The organism is Exiguobacterium sp. KKBO11, from assembly GCF_001644945.1.
Lineage (GTDB): Bacteria > Bacillota > Bacilli > Exiguobacteriales > Exiguobacteriaceae > Exiguobacterium_A > Exiguobacterium_A abrahamii.
Map to the genome: position 1 here is coordinate 965991 of NZ_LUCU01000011.1, position 19217 is coordinate 985207.

The 19217-nt window shown below is 46.5% G+C and carries 16 protein-coding genes; 15 read left to right on the top strand and 1 reads right to left on the bottom strand.

All coding sequences use genetic code 11. From position 1 onward, the window contains the following. Window positions 1–33: 33 nt before the first annotated feature. The 12 genes from AYO36_RS05020 to AYO36_RS05075 all read left to right on the top strand — a co-directional run bounded on the left by AYO36_RS05020 (window position 34) and on the right by AYO36_RS05075 (window position 15855). Window positions 34–1266 carry a M16 family metallopeptidase gene (locus AYO36_RS05020; protein WP_064299663.1) on the top strand — a complete coding sequence of 411 codons (1233 nt, stop codon included), beginning with the start codon at window positions 34–36 and terminating at the stop codon, window positions 1264–1266. 74 nt (window positions 1267–1340) lie between these two features. Beyond that, window positions 1341–2789, top strand: a complete 1449-nt coding sequence (locus AYO36_RS05025; RefSeq protein ID WP_432277381.1) for a UDP-N-acetylmuramoyl-L-alanyl-D-glutamate--2,6-diaminopimelate ligase — start codon at window positions 1341–1343, stop codon at window positions 2787–2789. Beyond that, window positions 2786–4045 carry a lipid II:glycine glycyltransferase FemX gene (locus tag AYO36_RS05030; RefSeq protein ID WP_064299665.1) on the top strand — a complete coding sequence of 420 codons (1260 nt, stop codon included), beginning with the start codon at window positions 2786–2788 and terminating at the stop codon, window positions 4043–4045. Before AYO36_RS05025 ends, AYO36_RS05030 begins: the two co-directional genes overlap by 4 nt. Beyond that, window positions 4045–4707, top strand: coding sequence for a M15 family metallopeptidase (locus AYO36_RS05035; protein WP_023468671.1), 663 nt, complete (start codon window positions 4045–4047; stop codon window positions 4705–4707). Before AYO36_RS05030 ends, AYO36_RS05035 begins: the two co-directional genes overlap by 1 nt. Before the next feature lie 153 nt (window positions 4708–4860). Continuing rightward, a complete protein-coding gene (locus tag AYO36_RS05040) occupies window positions 4861–6525 on the top strand; it encodes a ribonuclease J (protein WP_023468670.1) in 1665 nt (554 codons plus the stop codon). A 68-nt stretch (window positions 6526–6593) separates the two neighbouring features. Next, window positions 6594–8741, top strand: coding sequence for a DNA translocase FtsK (locus AYO36_RS05045; RefSeq protein ID WP_064299666.1), 2148 nt, complete (start codon window positions 6594–6596; stop codon window positions 8739–8741). A gap of 333 nt (window positions 8742–9074) precedes the next feature. Beyond that, entirely contained in the window at window positions 9075–10088 is a 1014-nt protein-coding gene (locus AYO36_RS05050; RefSeq protein WP_050677452.1) for a BMP family lipoprotein, read from the top strand. A gap of 222 nt (window positions 10089–10310) precedes the next feature. After that, window positions 10311–11030, top strand: coding sequence for a GntR family transcriptional regulator (locus AYO36_RS05055; protein WP_023468666.1), 720 nt, complete (start codon window positions 10311–10313; stop codon window positions 11028–11030). 129 nt (window positions 11031–11159) lie between these two features. After that, on the top strand, window positions 11160–12233 hold the full coding sequence (locus AYO36_RS05060) for a BMP family lipoprotein (RefSeq protein WP_050677451.1): 1074 nt from the start codon (window positions 11160–11162) through the stop codon (window positions 12231–12233). A 66-nt stretch (window positions 12234–12299) separates the two neighbouring features. Then, complete coding sequence (locus AYO36_RS05065) at window positions 12300–13829, top strand: ABC transporter ATP-binding protein (RefSeq protein WP_023468664.1); 1530 nt, start codon at window positions 12300–12302, stop codon at window positions 13827–13829. Beyond that, entirely contained in the window at window positions 13826–14896 is a 1071-nt protein-coding gene (locus AYO36_RS05070; RefSeq protein ID WP_023468663.1) for an ABC transporter permease, read from the top strand. The genes AYO36_RS05065 and AYO36_RS05070 overlap by 4 nt, the downstream gene beginning before the upstream one ends. Next, on the top strand, window positions 14896–15855 hold the full coding sequence (locus AYO36_RS05075) for an ABC transporter permease (protein WP_023468662.1): 960 nt from the start codon (window positions 14896–14898) through the stop codon (window positions 15853–15855). The genes AYO36_RS05070 and AYO36_RS05075 overlap by 1 nt, the downstream gene beginning before the upstream one ends. A gap of 129 nt (window positions 15856–15984) precedes the next feature. Here AYO36_RS05075 and AYO36_RS05080 read toward each other — a convergent pair whose 3' ends face one another. Beyond that, complete coding sequence (locus AYO36_RS05080; protein WP_023468661.1) at window positions 15985–16233, bottom strand: ferredoxin; 249 nt, start codon at window positions 16231–16233, stop codon at window positions 15985–15987. A gap of 228 nt (window positions 16234–16461) precedes the next feature. On the opposite strand from AYO36_RS05080, the gene AYO36_RS05085 reads away from it, so the two are divergent. The 3 genes from AYO36_RS05085 to AYO36_RS05095 are packed head-to-tail and all read left to right on the top strand — an operon-like array spanning window position 16462 to window position 19152. Beyond that, on the top strand, window positions 16462–17484 hold the full coding sequence (locus tag AYO36_RS05085) for a YpbB family protein (protein ID WP_064299667.1): 1023 nt from the start codon (window positions 16462–16464) through the stop codon (window positions 17482–17484). Beyond that, complete coding sequence (locus AYO36_RS05090; protein ID WP_064299668.1) at window positions 17484–18914, top strand: RecQ family ATP-dependent DNA helicase; 1431 nt, start codon at window positions 17484–17486, stop codon at window positions 18912–18914. The genes AYO36_RS05085 and AYO36_RS05090 overlap by 1 nt, the downstream gene beginning before the upstream one ends. A 43-nt stretch (window positions 18915–18957) precedes the next feature. Beyond that, window positions 18958–19152 (top strand): hypothetical protein, encoded by a 195-nt coding sequence (locus AYO36_RS05095; RefSeq protein WP_050677448.1) that lies wholly within the window; start codon window positions 18958–18960, stop codon window positions 19150–19152. Window positions 19153–19217 lie beyond the last annotated feature (65 nt).

Genomic DNA, 19217 nt, shown 5'->3' on the forward strand with positions numbered 1-19217 from the left:
GCCACCTTGTTTCCTATATTTGGAGGAATTACTATGATCGAACGGATACAATTAGAAAATGGAGTTCGACTGATCGTTGAACGGATGCCGGAAGCACGCAGCGTCGCGACCGGAATCTTCATTCAAGCAGGAAGTCGGACGGAACAGATCGAGGAGCATGGTATCAGTCATCTCATCGAGCATATGATGTTTAAAGGGACAAAACGCCATACGGCAAAAGAGATTGCGGTTTACTTTGACCGACTTGGTGGAAATATTAATGCGTTCACGAGTAAGGATCAAACGTGTTATTACGTCAAGACATTAGATGAACATGCAGGAGAAGCCTTTCACGTGTTGGCGGATATGTTCCTCGAATCGACGTTTGATGCGGATGAACTGGAAAAAGAGAAAAAGGTCGTCATTGAAGAGATTAAAATGTACGATGACACACCAGATGATCTCGTCCATGAGTTATTAGCTGTTGCGGCTTACGGAGAGGATGTCATGGCTCGTCCGATTCTTGGAACAGAAGAGAGTGTGCTTCGGATTGATCGTGCGATGATCGGGCGGTATCTCGAAGAAGCGTATGCTCCGGATCAAATCGTCATTTCTGTTGCCGGAAACGTCTCAGACGCGTTGATTGCGCAGATTCAAGAGCGGATGTCGATCCTCGAATCACGATCGAAGACACGCGAGACGATAGAGCCAAGGTTACAAAATGGTGTGATTCGCAAGGAAAAGGATACGGAACAGGCTCATATTTGTTATAATTTCCGTGCGATTCCTTCTGCTGACCCACGTTTGCCTGCCCTCGCCTTACTCAATAATGCATTCGGTGCGACGATGTCGAGTCGCTTGTTCCAATCAATCCGAGAGGAACGCGGTCTTGCCTATTCAGTCTTTTCCTATTACACGACGTTTGACGATCATGGAACGTTCACGATCTATGTCGGCACGTCTCCGGAATCGGTCGAAGAGGTCGAACAGGTCCTCGCTGCTGAAATCGATCGCTTGAAGCGGGATGGATTATCGACGAAGGAACTCGAAGATGGGATTGAGCAGCTGAAAGGTTCTCTGATTCTAGGCAACGAAGGCACATCGAGTCACATGAATCGAAACGCCCGAAATGAGTTGCATCTACATCGCCATCCATCACTTGAAGAAGTGTTAGCGGATGTCGAACGGATTTGTCCATCGGATATCGAAGGGCTGATTGAGCACATCTTTTCGGAGGAACCGGCAAAGGCCTATATTCTTCCGGCAGACGAAGAAGAGGAAGCATGATAGCAGAACGGAATAGATGAAACATATGAAATGACGATGTCGAGAAAGAAGGAATACCGTTGAATTTAGCTGAATTGATTCAAGTCATACAGACGCAAAAAATCGAACGAATGGTAGAAGTGGACGTTACGTCCATTACGACCGATTCACGGGATGTTAAACCGGGAACATTGTTCGTCGCCATCAAAGGATATACTGTTGATGGACACGACTATGCTAAACAGGCGGAAGCACAAGGAGCGGTCGCGATCGTTGCGGAACAACCGGTCGACGTGTCGATTCCTGTCATTCTTGTTCGTAGTACATCACGTGCCATTGCCGAGTTGGCTGGCAAATTCTATGATTATCCTTCTGAAAAGATGCGGATGATTGGTATTACGGGAACGAATGGGAAAACGACGACGACGACGATCGTCCGTGATATATTAGCGCACCTTGGTCGGAAGACGGGCATCATCGGTACGGTTGAAGTCAAGATTGGTGACCGCGTCGTGCCAAGTCGCAATACGACACCACAAAGCTCCGAGTTACAAGCCTTTCTGTATCAGATGCACGAAGAAGATGTCCAAGATGTCATCATGGAAGTCTCTTCACATGGATTAGAGCTTGGTCGGGTAACAGGTGTGGACTACGATGTTGCGGGATTCACGAATCTGACGCATGATCACCTTGATTTTCACAAAACATTTGAAAACTATGCGCGTGCCAAAGGATTGTTATTTGCACAACTCGGTCAACGGCTGTCGACAGAGAAAGTCGCGGTCTTGAATGCTGATGATCCGACGAGTGAGCTGTATGAGATGATGACAGGTGCTCGTGTCATGACATACGGCATCGACAACGCAGCTGACCTCCGAGCAACAGCGATTGAACAGTCGCTTCAACAAACGACGTTCACGATGCTGTACAAGGAAGAACAAGTCGATGTCACGGCGAACTTCATCGGTCGCTTTAACGTCTATAATCTGTTGCTTGCGACAGGGATCCTCTTGTCTTGCGGATACGATCTAGCGACGATCGCAGGCGCGATTTCAGCAATCCGTCCGGCAAAAGGTCGGATGCAACGCTTGCCGATTGAAGGATATAACGTCTATGTCGACTATGCGCATACTCCTGACGGCATCGAACAATGTCTGAAAGCACTCGTTGACGTACCGAAGGAAAAGATCGTCTTCCTGATCGGGACAGGTGGAAACCGCGACGTGACGAAACGACCGAAGATGGGCGAACTCGCTTCGACTTACGCAGGAACCGTCGTCATCACAACGGATGATCCACGATATGAAGCATATGAGTCGATTACATCCGGCATCGCCAAAGGGATGACCCACGATCAGTTCGTTGAAATCGGTGATCGGGAAGAGGCCGTGCGTTACGCAGCACGTCTCGCACGACCAGACAATATCGTCATCTTAGCCGGTAAGGGCCATGAAAAATATCAAATCATTGGGGATGAGAAAATCCCTCTCGATGAGGAAGTCATCGTCAAAGAGATGATACGGCAAATGGAGGAACAGAAGTGACTTATCAACCAATCGTTGTAACCATAGATCAATTTGAAACATTCGTAAAAACACATCCCAAAGGTGACTTACTCCAGCTTCCAGCATGGGGAGAAGTTAAAAGCTCGACAGGATGGACGCATGAACGCATCGCGGTCGGAACTGCTTCCGGTGAGATTGCTGGAGTCGGACTGCTCTTATTCAAGAAAGTACCGAAGCTACCGTTCACGCTTTGTTATGCACCACGCGGTTTCGTCGTCGATTATACGGATACGGACGCACTTCGCGCCCTTCGTGACGAAGCGATTCGTGTCGCAAAACAACAGAAGGCGATTGCGATTAAATTTGATCCAAACGTCGAGCGGGAAGAATACCCTGGTCTGTTGCAGGAGATGCAAGGACTTGGGTTCAAACATAACGGCTTCGGTGGCGGTTTTGACTACGCGCAACCACGCTTTACGATGGAAACGAGTCTTGTGGGGACAGAAAAAGAGATCTTCGACAGTTTCCATTCGAAGTTCCGCTACAACGTCCGCCTTGCTGAACGCAAAGGTATCGTATGCGAACAAGCGGATCGTGAAGGGCTAAAGACATTTGCGAAACTGATGGTCGAGACGGGCGAACGGGATGGTTTCTCGATCCGCGGTCTGGATTATTTCGAGAATCTGTACGATCATCTCCATCCAAAAGGTGATGCGGTCTTGTTTTTGACGAAACTCGATGTCGTACGTGCTCTTGAGAATACAGAAGCCTTATTACTTCAAGCCGATAAGGAACTCTCGAAGATTCATCGTCAGCTCGAGAAAGAGACGGCTGAGAAGAAGTTAAAGAGCTTAAACAATCGCTTGGAGCAGACGACAGCACAAATCGAAAAAGCAGAGAAGTCGAAGACGGAACTGATGACGATTGCTGCCAAACATCCAAACGGTGTCATCTTGTCTGGCGGTCTTTTGACGCTTGCTGGTCGTCGCTCGTATTACTTATACGGCGCTTCATCGAACGAGTACCGGGAATTCATGCCGAACCACTTGATGCAGTGGACGATGATGCAATATGCGAAAGAACATGGTGCGCTCTCCTATGACTTCGGTGGAGTCAGTGGTTCGACAGACCCGGATGATCATTACGCGGGACTCTACGCCTTTAAATCTGGTTGGGGCAGCCGGATGATTGAAAAAATCGGTGAGTTCGATTATGTACTCAATCGTCCGCTCTATCTGTTGCTTGAGACTGGGTTACCGATTCTACAAAAACTTCGGAAGAAGCTTCGCCGCTGATGAAACGGGGAACAATCTTCGGTTGGATCGTATTTTTATTGACGATGTTTGCGATTGGATTGTTTCTTGCGGCATCCATGAATCGGATGCCGACGATTTTAATGGATCAACCGGAGCTCGGGATTGATAGTTGTCCACGAGATGTAGCGGGGGAAGATCGCTTAATCAATGCAAGCGAGACGAACCTGAAGCGTCTCCACCCTGCTGTCGAGGCAGGGGCAAAGGATCTGATCCGTGTTGCGCATTCGTGCTACAATATCGATATCAAGATTACGCAAGGATACCGCTCGATTCAGCAACAGAACGCGCTTTATGAACAAGGACGTTCTAAGGCAGGTGAAGTCGTCACGAATGCACGTGGTGGTGAATCGATGCATAATTATGGACTCGCTGTCGATTTCGTTCAGCTCGTGAATGGAGAGATTTCATATGATCTTGAGTATGATGGGAATCGGTCAGGGAAAAGTGATTGGCGTGAAGTCGCTGATATCGGAAAAGCGCTCGGTTTCGAATGGGGAGGCGATTGGAAGCGATTCGTCGACTATCCTCATTTTGAGATGACGTTCGGGTATTCGCTCGACGAACTGAAGGCTGGTGAACGTCCAAGCCGTTCGGAAAAAGCGAAACGAACGGAAGAGGTCGAAGATTTGTTGAATACGTGATCAACGTCATTCCTGGAGTAATGTGGCAGGAATGACGTTTTTTTTAGATTTCCTAGTCCGATTGTTGGCAGATTGTGAAAATTCGGCTAGAATAGTGATAGTGATAAGTGGACGGCTCACGAAAAGTGAATATGAATTATAGGAGGTCATGTCGTGTCAAAGAAGAAGACGGAAAAAGTAAGCGTCTTTGCTCTTGGTGGCGCCGGTGAGATCGGTAAGAACATGTACGTCGTCGAACTCGACGAGGACATCTTCGTCATCGATGCCGGGTTGATGTTCCCAGGAGATGAGATGCTTGGAATCGATAAAGTCATTCCAGACATCAGTTATTTAAAAGAAAACAAAGAGCGGATTCAGGGGATTTTCATTACCCATGGTCACGAGGATCATATCGGGGCACTCAGTTACGTCTTGCGTGACTTAAAGGTACCTGTTTACGGAACACGTTTGACGCTCGGTTTGATTGAACACAAATTAAAAGAAGCCGGTTTATTGAAAAAGGCAGATCTTCGTCCAATTGATGCCAAGACGAAATTAACCGTTGCAGGTCATTTTATTACGTTCTTCCGGGTCAACCACTCGATTCCGGATGCAGTCGGGGTTTGTATTCAAACATCTCAAGGTGCGATCGTCCATACAGGGGATTTCAAGTTCGATTACACACCAGTCGATGGAAAACAGGCGGATTTCGGAAAGATTGCAGCAATTGGTCAACGGGGAGTACTTTGCTTACTGTCTGACTCAACGAATGCAGAGCGACCAGGGATGTCTGGATCAGAATCGATCGTCGGTTCTGAACTGAACGATGTCATCTATGAGGCACCAGGTCGTGTCATCGTCGCTTCATTCGCATCGAATATTCATCGTCTACAACAAGTGTTTGCAGCAGCAGAAGCGAACAACCGAAAAGTAGCGGTCGTCGGTCGCAGCATGGTCAATAACGTCGAAGTGGCACAGCGTTTGAATTACTTACGCTTCAAACAGAAAACATTGATTGATCTATCTGATATCAACCGCCTCGACGATAACCAAGTCGTCATCTTGACGACAGGATCACAAGGTGAGCCGATGGCAGCCTTGACACGAATGGCGCGTAACGCACATAAGCAAGTCAATATTCGCTTGAACGATACGGTCGTCGTTGCGGCTTCGCCGATTCCAGGTAACGAAAAGTCGGTTTCGAAAACGATCGATCTCTTATTCCGTGCTGGTGCGAATGTCATTTACAACCAACGGAAAGTACACGTGTCCGGTCACGGTCATGCGGAAGATCTGAAGCTGATGCTCAACTTGATCAAACCGAAATTCTTCCTACCGATTCACGGAGAATTCCGGATGCAAAAGGCACATAGTCGTCTCGCACAGACGGTTGGCGTCAATGCGAACAACATCTTCATCATCGAGAATGGGGATGTCGTTGAATTCGAGAAGCGCAAAGCACGGATGTCGCGCAAAGTGAACGCCGGAAACGTCTTGATCGACGGAATCGGTGTGGGTGATGTCGGAAACATCGTCCTTCGTGATCGTCGTTTGTTATCGCAAGACGGTGTCGTCCTTTGTGTCATTACGATCAGCCGGAAAAACAAGACAATCGTCTCGGGACCGGAAATCATCTCTCGCGGATTCGTCTACATGCGTGAATCAGAGGATATGATCAATGAAGCGAACCGAATCGTTGCGAAACAACTACAAGGTAAATTAAACGGAGAATTGGATTGGACGGAGATGAAGTCGTTGATTCGAGATAAACTCAGTGCTTATCTCTATGAACAGACGAAACGCCGCCCGATGATTCTTCCGATCATCATGGAGATTTAACAAACGAGCGGCTCAGATTGACCAATACCTGGTCCACTGAGCCGTTTTTTTATCAGGAGGGATGACGTATGGCGACGACGAAACGAAAACCTGTACGAAAAAAAACGCCGCCACGGAAACGACCGGCAGCGAAGAAACAACGTCAGCCGATTGCGTATCGTACATATGCGACCATCATCGCAATCGTCTCATTACTAGCTTTCGTTCTCGCGTTTGGGGAGTTCGGGAAAGTCGGACTGACGCTAGCTGATGGAGGAGAGCGGTTAATTGGTCAGTTCGGCTCCTTATTATATGGTGGAATCGGTGCTGTGCTACTTTTACTACTCTCGAATGCGTCACGTGCTCAGAAATGGGCATGGTCGATGTTACTGATGGGTTCAGTCGTCTGGATTGATCTATTGCTCGGAGCACCGCGTGGTATTCTCAATGGATGGCTCTATCAAAACGCAGCTTATTATATTTCGAGCGCGGGTGCCTTCTTGATTGGTCTGTTCTTCATCGGAACGGCCGTTCATATACTAAACCCATCGTTTTATGGAGAGCTGTGGCTTGGGCTTCGGGAACGTGCAGAAGAGTTTCGCAATCGTGAACGGACACCACGTCCTCGTGTCGAAAAAGAGTTGAAACCGAAACCGGTTCGTGAGAAAAAAACGAAGACGTTGCGACCAGCAACTGTCGAGGAACCGATTGAACCGGAGCAAGAAGCAGAAGATCCTTCCGTCAACATTCAAGACGTTCCGATCATCGGTTTCACGGATCACGTTGAACCGCAAGCAGCGGAGACACAAGGACCGTTGACGATGACAGAGACACCTGACGGTTATCAATTGCCGTCGCTTGATTTGTTAGCAGAACCGACATCAAAAGACTTGTCCGGCGAGAACAAACGACTGAAGGACAATGCGACGAAATTGATTGCGACCTTAAAGTCGTTCGGGATCGGAGCAAAAGTCTTAAAGATTCATCTCGGACCAAGTGTCACGAAGTACGAGATTGAACCAAAACAAGGAATCAAGCTTAGTCGAATCACGGGACTCGCCGATGACTTAGCGCTAGCGTTAGCTGCAAAAGATATCCGGATCGAAGCACCGATTCCGGGCAAAGCGGCTGTTGGAATCGAGGTGCCAAATCGCGAGGTCGCCATGGTATCACTTCGAGAAGTACTAGGAGCGGAGAGCGTTCAATCGGACAGCGATCGTTTGCTCGTCGCACTCGGACGAAGCATTTCTGGTGAGACGGTGACAGCGAAGTTGAATAAGATGCCACACGTCTTAGTTGCCGGCTCGACGGGTTCTGGTAAATCGGTCTGTATCAATGGGATGATCGTCTCGATATTGATGCGGGCACGACCGGATGAAGTCCGTTTGATGATGATTGACCCGAAAATGGTCGAATTGAACGTCTACAACGGGATTCCGCACCTCTTAGCACCCGTCGTCACCGATCCTAAAAAAGCGGCACAGGCATTAAAACAGGTCGTCTCGGAAATGGAACGTCGTTATGAGATCTTCAGTCAAAACGGAGCGCGTAACATCGAAGGCTATAATGCATTGATCGATAAGATGAATGCTGAGGAAAAAGTGCATCAACGATTACCGTACATCGTCGTCATCGTCGATGAGTTAGCCGACTTGATGATGGTCGCGTCAAACGAAGTCGAAGATGCGATCATGCGACTTGCACAAATGGCACGAGCAGCAGGAATTCATATGGTCATCGCGACTCAGCGTCCGAGTGTTGATATCATCACTGGTGTCATCAAGGCGAATATCCCGTCGCGGATCGCATTCAGTGTATCGAGCGCGACCGACTCGCGGACGATTCTTGATACGGGAGGTGCTGATAAATTGCTCGGACGAGGAGATATGTTGTTACTTGGTAACGGCATGAACAAACCGGTCCGTGTACAAGGAGCCTTTTTATCGGACGAAGAAGTCGAGAAGGTCGTTAATCATGTCATCAGTCAGCAAAAGGCACAGTATGTTGAAGCGATGATTCCAAAAGATGTACCAGAGGGCGAAACAGAGGTCGACGATCCACTTTACGATGAGGTCGTCCAGTTCATTCTGACACAAGAGACGGCATCTACGTCGATGATTCAAAGAAAGTACCGCATCGGTTACAACCGAGCTGCCCGTCTTATTGATGCGTTAGAAGAAAACGGTCTGATTGGTCCATCTGAAGGATCTAAACCACGTCGCGTCATGGGACGTTAATCGAGTAGAAAGGAAGTCGTGGAATATTCCAAGGCTTCCTTTTCTTTTCTAAAAAAATGTATAGATAAGAACCGGTGTCTCGAAAAAAAGAAAAGACACATGAAAAAAAGACATGATGATTTTGTATAAATAGAAATGACTGGAAAAATTCATAAATGCATCAAAAATAAAATCGCTTTCATGAAAATAGTTGTCAGACGTCTGTTGATTTTCAGTAGTGTTTTTGGCATACTCAGTCATATGAGTGACCGACCTTCAACACGAGGGCTGGGAGCGGCTTTTTCACAAATAGATAATGAAAGCGCTCTCATAATTGCAGAGGAGATGGATGAAATGAAGAAGAAACAGGTAATCGTATCGATGATGTCAGTAGCGACGGTTGGTCTTGCTGCTTGTGGTGGTTCAGGTGAGAAAGCCGATCAAAAAGATCAATTCTCTGTAGCGATGGTAGCCGATAAGGGTGGGATCGATGATAAATCGTTCAACCAATCCGCTTGGGAAGGTCTGCAAGCATACGGTAAAGACAACAAACTTCAAAAGAATGAAGGGTTCTCTTATCTACAATCTAAATCGCAACAAGATTATCAGCCGAATCTATCACGTCTTGCTCGTGGGGGAGAAGATTTAGTTTTCGGAATCGGGAACACGTTCAATGAGGATATCAAAACAGTTGCTGATCAATTCAAAGACACACAATTCGCAATCATCGATAACGTCGTTGAAGGAAAAAACGTCACGTCGATCACATTCAAGGAAAATGAAGGAGCGTATCTTGCAGGGATCGTTGCTGCAATGGAGACGAAAAAAGATCACATCGGTTTCGTTGGTGGGATGAAGATGGACGTCATCGAGCGTTTCCGTGCCGGTTTCGAAGCAGGTGCCAAATCCGTCAATCCGAAGATTAAAATCGATGTCCAATATGCGGAAGACTTCGCAGCTCCAGAAAAAGGTCAAGCGATCGCAGCTGGAATGTATGGTAAAGGCGCAGATATCATCTTCCCAGCAGCAGGTGGTACAGGAAACGGTGTCTTCACAGAGGCGAAGAACCGTAAGAAAAACGGTGAAAACGTCTCAGTCATCGGTGTCGACCGAGACCAAAAAGAAGAGGGTATGCCGGAAGATGTTACATTAACTTCTGTCATCAAACGTGTCGACCGTGCAGTCGAAGATACAGCAAACGCAGCGAAGGACGGTAAACTCGAGGGCGGCAAAACGATTCGTTATGGTCTGAAAGAAGATGGCGTTGATATCGTACCATCTGAAAAGATTTCGAAGAAGACGTTGACTGCGCTTGAGAAAGCAAAAACAGATGTCGTTTCTGGAAAAATCGAAGTACCTGAGCAATAAGCGTTGAAAAAAGAAGGGGCATTCTTAGGTAGAATGCCCTATTTTCTTCCATTATTGATCGCGTTATGAAAAGGGTTACAAAAGCGCCAGAAGTCAGACTTCTAACCTGTTACAAAATGATTGCAGGATTGTGTTGGGCGTCATATACTTATCTTGGCTGGAGTTCTCATACGTCAGAAGTCTGAGCACTGGTTACAACTAGATAGAGGATGGAGATGCGTCATGTCGATTAAATTAGATCATCGTTTGCTTTATTTACGTGTGATTGAAAAGATCAAGTCTGACATCGATGACGGCGTTTACAAGGAAGGCGAGAAGCTCCCTTCAGAGTTTGAACTTTCAAAGCAACTTGGCGTCAGTCGAGCTACTCTTCGAGAGGCTTTACGAATTCTTGAAGATGAGAACATCGTCATCCGTAAACACGGTGTCGGTACGTTTATCAATGCAAGACCACCGTTTACTTCTGGAATCGAAGAATTGTACAGCGTAACAGAAATGATTGCGCGCGCAGGTATGGTTCCGACATCAGAAGTGTTATCATCCGAGATGGTCCAACCGACTGAGCGCGACCGAGAGCGTTTTCAACTTGGTCCGGATGAATTGGTTTATCGAATCGAACGAATCCGACTCGCAGGGGATGTTCCTGTCGTCTATTGTATCGATAAGATTCCAAGCCATTATATTAAAAATGAAGAGCAGTTCACCTCTTCGACATCATTATTTGATGCTTTAGAAAAAGAACTTGGACGACGTGTCACGCATGCCGTGACGCACATCGAGCCACGTATTGATCCGAAAATCGCTGAACAATTACATACGGACCAACCTCTGCTCGCTTTGCGTCAAACGCATTATGATGAGCTCGACCGTTCCGTTCTTTTTTCAGCGAACTATTTCCGAGCAGATAAGTTTGATTTCCACGTCATCCGTAAACGTGTGTGAGCCATTGTTTTAGGATGAATACTGAAAGCGCTTTCCGTCATAACCTACGTAACGCTCCTCATCGCCAGCCTCGGGTGCTAGACGTAGTCTTGAACTTTGTATGACCATATTCGAAAGGGGATTTTCCAGATGAAAAAGAAGTCACTTCTCGCATTAGCAGCAACAGGTTTAGCAATGAGTTCGGTCCTTGCAGCATGTGGTGGCAACGACGATTCAAAAGATTCAGGTAGCGGCAGCAAATCAGAAGACTTTAAAGTAGGTATGGTTACAGATACAGGCGGCGTGGATGATAAATCATTCAACCAATCTGCTTGGGAAGGTATCCAGAAGTTCGGAAAAGACAACGACCTAAAAGAAGGTACTGGCTACAAATATCTTCAATCTGCAAAACAATCGGATTACCAACCAAACCTTCAGCAATTAGCTCGTGCTAAATACGACTTGATCCTCGGTATCGGATTCTTGATGGGAGAAGATATCGGTAAAGTAGCGGATCAGTTCAAAAAGAGCAACTTCGCACTCGTCGATATGGTCGTTGACAAGCCAAACGTCGCGTCAATCGTCTTCAAAGAAAACGAAGGATCGTTCCTCGTTGGTGTCGTTGCTGGTTTGACGACGAAATCAGATAAAGTCGGATTCGTCGGCGGCGTTAACTCTGACTTGATCAAGAAGTTCGAAAGTGGATTCAAAGCAGGTGTTAAAGCAGTCAACCCAGACGCTGACATCGAAGTTCAATATGCAGAAGACTTCAACGCTGCTGAAAAAGGACAAGCGATCGCTTCAGGTATGTACGGTAAAAAAGTCGACGTCATCTATCATGCAGCTGGTGGTACAGGACAAGGGGTATTCACAGAAGCGAAAAACCGTAAGAAAAACGGTGAAGATGTTTGGGTTATCGGTGTAGACCGTGACCAAGTCGAAGAAGGTATGCCAGAGAACGTCACATTGACATCGATGGTCAAACGCGTTGATACAGCAGTTGAACAAGTCGCGAAAGATACGAAAGACGGCAACTTCCCAGCAGGTAAAGTCGTTGAGTTCGGTCTGAAAGACGGCGGTGTTGATATCGCACCTTCAAAAGACAACGTTTCGAAAGAAGCGCTCGACAAAGTTGAAGAGTACAAAAAACAAATCATCGATGGTGACATCAAAGTCCCAGCGACAGACGACGAGTACAAAGAATACGAAGCGTCACTGAAATAATAATGAAAGCGGGGGTCGCTAGCATTGCGGCTCCCCCTTTTAAACTAAACATGGGAGTGGATTTTCTTGGAATACGTCATTGAGATGCTAAACATCAGAAAAGAGTTTGGCAGTTTCGTCGCAAATGATAACATCACGCTCCAGCTTCGGAAAGGTGAGATTCACGCTTTACTTGGTGAAAACGGTGCCGGAAAATCGACGCTGATGAACGTCTTATTTGGTTTGTATCAGCCTGAGGCTGGAGAAATTCGTGTACGTGGTGAAAAAGTCAATATTACGAGTCCGAACGTCGCGAACGATCTTGGAATCGGTATGGTGCACCAACACTTCATGCTCGTTCAAAATTTCACTGTTACTGAAAACATCATTTTAGGTGCAGAGCCACGTGCCGGAATTAAGATCGACCGTGCAACTGCACGTGAGAAGGTACGCCAGATTTCTGAACAGTATGGTCTTGCTGTTGATCCTGATGCAAAAATCGAGGATATCTCAGTCGGAATGCAACAGCGTGTTGAAATTTTAAAGACGTTGTACCGTGGTGCAGACATCTTGATCTTCGATGAACCATCTGCTGTCTTGACACCACAAGAGATCAAGGAATTGATTCAGATCATGAATCGTTTGATCGCAGAAGGAAAGTCGATCATCCTCATCACGCATAAACTGAAAGAAATCATGGAAGTAGCTGATCGCTGTACGACGATTCGCCGTGGTAAGTATATCGGAACGGTCGATATCGATGAGACGATGACACAGTCGCGTCTTGCTGAAATGATGGTAGGTCGTGAAGTCAACTTTAATGCGGAGTATTCCAAGGCAACTCCACAAGAACTCGTTCTCGACATCAAGGACTTAGTCGTCAAGGACAGTCGCGGCATCAAAGCCGTCGATGGATTAAATCTCGACATTCGTGCTGGAGAGATCGTCGGAATTGCCGGAATCGACGGAAACGGGCAAACGGAATTGATTGAAGCCATCACTGGTCTTCGTAAAGCGGATAGTGGGGAAATCTTCCTCAACAATAAATCGATCAAAAACTTGAAGCCACGTAAAGTGACGGAATCAGGTGTCGGTCACATTCCGCAAGACCGTCATAAACATGGACTTGTCCTCGATTATTCAATCGGACATAACATGGTCTTACAAACGTATTACAAACAACCGTATTCAAAAGCAGGCATCATGAACTATAAACAAGTCATGGAAAAAGCAAAAACGCTCATCGAGAAGTTCGACGTCCGAACTCCAAGTCCAGAGACATTTGCTCGTGCCTTGTCAGGTGGTAACCAGCAAAAAGCGATCATTGCGCGTGAAGTGGATCGTTCACCAGACCTATTGATTGCAGCACAGCCGACACGTGGTCTTGATGTCGGAGCAATCGAGTTCATTCATGAACAGTTGGTTCTTGAACGCGAAAAAGGTCGCGCTGTCTTGTTGATTTCATTCGAACTCGAAGAAATTCTTCAAGTATCAGATCGGATTGCCGTTCTTTATGAAGGAAAAACAGTTGCCTTCTTGGATCCAAAAGAAACGAATGAGATCGAGCTTGGCTTCTTGATGGCCGGCGGTAAGAAAGAGGAGGTAGGTCATTCATGAAGTTAGAGCGTTTTTACGGCATCCTCATTCCGATTCTTTCCATCATCCTTGGAATGGTCGTCGGGGCGATCGTCATGGTCATCGGCGGGTATGATCCGATTGCCGGTTTTGATCAGTTATTCTATGGTATTTTTGGCGAACCATACAGCATCGGTGAAACATTGCGAGCAGCAGCTCCGTTGATCTTTGCCGGTCTTGCTGTCGCGTTTGCTTTCCGAACTGGACTCTTTAACATCGGGGTTGAAGGTCAGGTTCTCGTCGGGTGGATGGTCGCAGTTTGGATCGGGATTGAGTTTGATCTACCGATGGCGATTCATTTACCGCTTGCTCTAATTGGAGCAGGTTTAGCAGGTGCACTTTGGGCATCGATTCCTGGTATCTTAAAAGCGAAGTTCCACGTGCATGAAGTCATCACGTCAATCATGATGAACTATATCGCGTTGTATGTGACGAATGATATTTTACGTCACGTCATCGGTATTACGAACGAGCGGACGGAGTCAGTCAAGGAATCAGCATCCCTTGCGTCACCGTTCTTACAAGAGATCACGGATTTTTCACGTTTGCATAACGGGATTTTCATCGCAGTCATTGCTGCCCTCGTCTTCTGGTTCATTTTGTGGAAAACAACGCTTGGTTATGAACTCCGAGCAGTTGGATTCAACAAGAATGCTGCAGAGTATGCAGGTATGGGCGTTAACCGGAACATCATCCTATCGTTCGTTATCTCTGGTGTCTTTGCAGGTCTCGCTGGAGCGATGGAAGGTCTTGGGACGTTCCAAAACATGACATTGAATGCATCCTTCACTGGGGTAGGATTCGACGGAATTGCGGTTGCCTTGTTAGGTGCGAATAACCCGATCGGTGTCGTTCTCGCGGCGTTACTGTTTGCGGGACTTAACATCGGTGGTCTGTCGATGCAACAGATTGGTATTCCACCGGAACTGATCAAAATCATCATCGCATTCATCATCATCTTCGTTGCTTCTGGATACGCGATTCGTCTCGTCATCGAGAAGTTCACGGTTAAGAAAGAATCCAAAAAAGCGAAAGGAGCCGGTCAATAATGGGCTTTCTTGAAGTACTTTATATCATCGTGCCAATCGCACTCGCCTATTCGGCTCCGTTGATCATTGCAGCACTTGGCGGTATTTTCAGTGAGCGTTCTGGTGTCGTCAACATCGCGTTAGAAGGATTAATGGTCATGGGTGCCTTCACAGGCGTCGTTACGGCATTGACTCTATCAAAAATGGGCTTGGGTGCTGCGAGTCCTTGGCTTGCGATGCTCATTGCAATCGTCGTCGGAGCGGTCTTCTCGCTGTTCCTTGCGATTCCAGCAATCCTCTTCCGAGCAGACCAAACGGTTCTTGGAGTAGCGATCAACTTGCTCGCAGTCGGTCTTGCGATCTTCCTTGTCCGTGCGCTTTACAGTAAAGGACAGACAGATTCGATTCCAAACCGGATCTCGAAAGAGAATGTACCATTCTTGTCTGATATTCCAGTCTTGAAGATGTTCTTCGCAAACGTCTACTACACATCGTATATCGCGATTGTTCTCGCGTTCGTCGCATGGTACATCATCTTCAAGACACCATTCGGTCTTCGCTTACGTTCTGTCGGAGAACACCCAATGGCAGCGGACACGATGGGAATCAATGTCACGAAGATGCGTTTCATCGGCGTCATGATCTCTGGTGGTTTCGGTGGTCTTGCTGGTGCTGTATACGCGACGTCGATTTCATTGAACTTCAGTGTGACGACGATTCTCGGTCAAGGCTTCCTCGCGATTGCGGCGATGATCTTCGGAAAATGGAACCCGCTCGGTGCCATGGGGGCAGCCCTCTTCTTCGGGTTCGCTCAAGCGATTTCGATCATCGGTCAGCAATTGCCGTTACTGGATCAAATTCCACAAGTTTATCTGTTGATTGCACCGTATTTATTGACGATCTTAGCACTTGCTGGTGTCGTTGGTCGTGCGGATGCACCAAAAGCTGTCGGTGTACCGTATATCAAAGGAAAACGCTAAATTTTTACTAATCATAGACCGGATGTTGCCAATTGGCGACATCCGGTTTTTTTAGATAATCGTTATATCGAATGAGAAAAAGTCCAATAAAAAAAGATGCTTCGCGAGGAAACATCTTTTTTTATTCACTTATTCGAATTTTAACGCATCGCCATCGAACGATTCATCTGCTACTTTGATTGAATCCGTTGGGCAACCTTCGAATGCATCAATCATATCGTCGAATAATGCTTCTGGAATTTCGGCAGTACCATTGTTATCATCAAGAATGACATACGCCAAACCCTCATCATCATAATCATAGATATCTGGTGCCGCTGCTCCACAAGCACCACAAGCGATGCAAGTATCTTTGTCGACAATCGTAAATTTAGCCATTGAACGGTCTCCTCTCTATACGAAAACATTATTGAAACACGCTGTTCTCATCTATATGTCATTGTATCGGACTCATCGTTGCATTTCAATGACGAAGCACAAGTGACAGCAGAAAATGTATATATCATCACATGCCCGCAAACGGCCTCTCTAAAACGTAACGATGAAACAGGAATGGAATATCATCTTTGATTGGCAAACGACATACAACAGGAGGGAGCGTGACATATGGAAATTTCTTTACTCGAGCGTATTTTTCTGGAATCGATTCAGCGCCTTCGAAATGAACGATCAGACCGGAGTCTTTATCATGTTTTTCAAGGAAAGAAATCAGCGACTTCTCTGCAAGATGCCCATTTTTATGATTTAGAGTCGGTATTCGGTACTGTATTAGTCAGTAAACAACGATTCGAAACAATCTTGGCTGAACTCGCGCAGAAGAATTGGATTGAGCGGCAGGAGACATTGCGACTGACGCACGAAGGCGCACGACTGATAGATCAAACGGATCGTGCGATCATTGATCAACTAGGTGGTGAACTTCGTGGTTATGCTGAGATGATGTGGAAACGACTCAGCCTTTTGGTTCAAACGATGGTTTGCTTGGAAGCAAAACAGCCGTTCATACCTGTGCAACAGGAAACCGTCGTTCGCGAATGGGTAAAAAGTGTTCTTCCGACCATCTCGAATCGAACAGAATGGTTACATCATATACACCAAGAGTTGACGTTTCTCCTTGAGCGCTTATCAGAACGAGATGCGACATTAATCAGTTACCGCTTGTCTGGCGTGCAAGCAGGATGGTCTTATCCGCAATTAGCTCAAATGATGAAAATGGATGTGGAGACTGTCCAATACGAATTTACGATCGCTTGGCGACAGTGCATCGATGACTTAGAAAAAACACCACTACTAAAGCAAATAGGTGTTGATCTACTCGCGACAAAAATGACCCAGTCTGCGCAAACGACATGGGAGTTATTACAACAGGGATTAACCGTTGAAGAGGTTGCGATTCGAAGACGGCTAAAAAATAGTACGATGGAAGATCACCTCGTTGAGATTGCGATGTATGCTCCTTCTTTTCCGCTGAATCATTTTGTTACGCCATCTCAGCAAGAAGAGATACGACAGATTGCACAGCGACTCGGAACCTACGCGCTGAAGCGAATCAAGAGTGAGATGCAATCCGATATATCTTATTTTCAAATTCGACTTGTGTTAGCACGTAGTAAATGGGAGGGGATTTAATGGAAGCGTTATTGCATCGTCATTTTGGTTACGAAGCATTTCGACCAGGGCAACGCCAAATCATCGATTCCATTCTAAACGGAACAGATACACTAGCAATTTTGCCGACAGGTGGAGGAAAGTCTGTCTGTTATCAATTTCCTTCTTATGTACAAAATGAAGGGCTGACGTTGATTTTGTCTCCGTTACTCTCATTGATTGAAGACCAGGTCATGCAAATCAAGCGCAGAGGAGAGCGATCTGTCGCTAAATTAACATCTGTCGAGACACGAGAAGAGAAGGAGCAGATCTTATCTGTACTCGAACATCTACGATATCTTTACTTATCACCGGAACAACTCGCGCTGCCACAGATTCGGGCTCGGCTAAAACAGGTCAATATTGTGCTCTTCGTCGTCGATGAAGCGCATTGTATCTCACAATGGGGACACGAATTTCGACCGGAGTATGCAAGACTTGGTCAAATTCGACAAGAACTAGGTCTTCCACCATGTCTCGCCTTAACCGCAACAGCGACTCGTGCTGTTGAGCAAGATATTCGAACACAACTGCGTATGCGCGAACCACAAATCATCCGTCGTTCTGTCAACCGACCAGAAATCCAATATGTTGTCGATCGCGTTGATCGAGAAGAAAAAGATGCGGCAGTTGATCGGTGGATGGAACGCATCGTTCGCCCATGCGTCATCTATACAACGACCCGTAAAGAAGCGGAACGAATTGCTGGAATCATTGACGGCGCGACCTATTATCATGCTGGGTTGACGATAGAAGATCGCCAGCTTGTTCAACAACAGTTTCTTCATGATGAGATTGATTGTCTCGTGTGTACGAGTGCGTTCGGAATGGGTGTCGATAAAGGCAACGTGCGTACGGTCATTCACTATACGATGCCTGCGACGATCGAAGCCTATATGCAGGAAGTCGGACGCGCCGGTCGAGACGGTAAAAGGGCAACGGCGATTTTACTCTACGCTGCTCAAGATGAACAACTACAAACGTACTTGATTGACACGCAATATGCACCCGTCTTGTGGATCGATCAATTGCAACAAGGGATGAATCAAGGCGAATCCTATGCCAAGATGGAAAGTCGTCTTCGTCTTAATCCGGAAGATCCGGCATATCGATTACTAAAATCGCAACTTGAGAACGGTTGGTCGAAGGAACGAATCATCCAGTGGCAAACGGAACGTAAACAATTAAAAAGACAAGAGGTCAACCTGATGATGGACTACATTCATCGGAACGAATGTCGCCGTACGATGTTGTTGCATCATTTTGATGAGGAGGCAATCTTACAACCACGGTGTTGTGATGTGTGCGGAACGATTGAATGGGAAAATCCGGTGAAGAGAAAGACCCATCAACCGGTAGATTGGAAAATGCGTTTAGAACAAGTCTTTTTTTCATCACTAGATTCGGTGTAAACTAGACAATATCGTTATATTTTTCAAGAAAAGGTGATAAACATTGAGTAAACAAGATCAACGACGGTTGCATCAGAACGAAGAGGATCAGTTATTGCCACCGCGTTCTTCGCGTATCGAACACGTTCGTAACGAGCGATTGAAACAACCGTTTCGAAAAAATCCGCTAGCGATCACGCTTACGGTACTCATGATCACGATCATCATCGCCTTCGTCTCCATCGGTTTCATGATGTAAGGGCACATTGTGAACGGAGATTTTTTTCCTTTCAGCGTATACTAGAAAGGAAGGGGAAGGAGGCA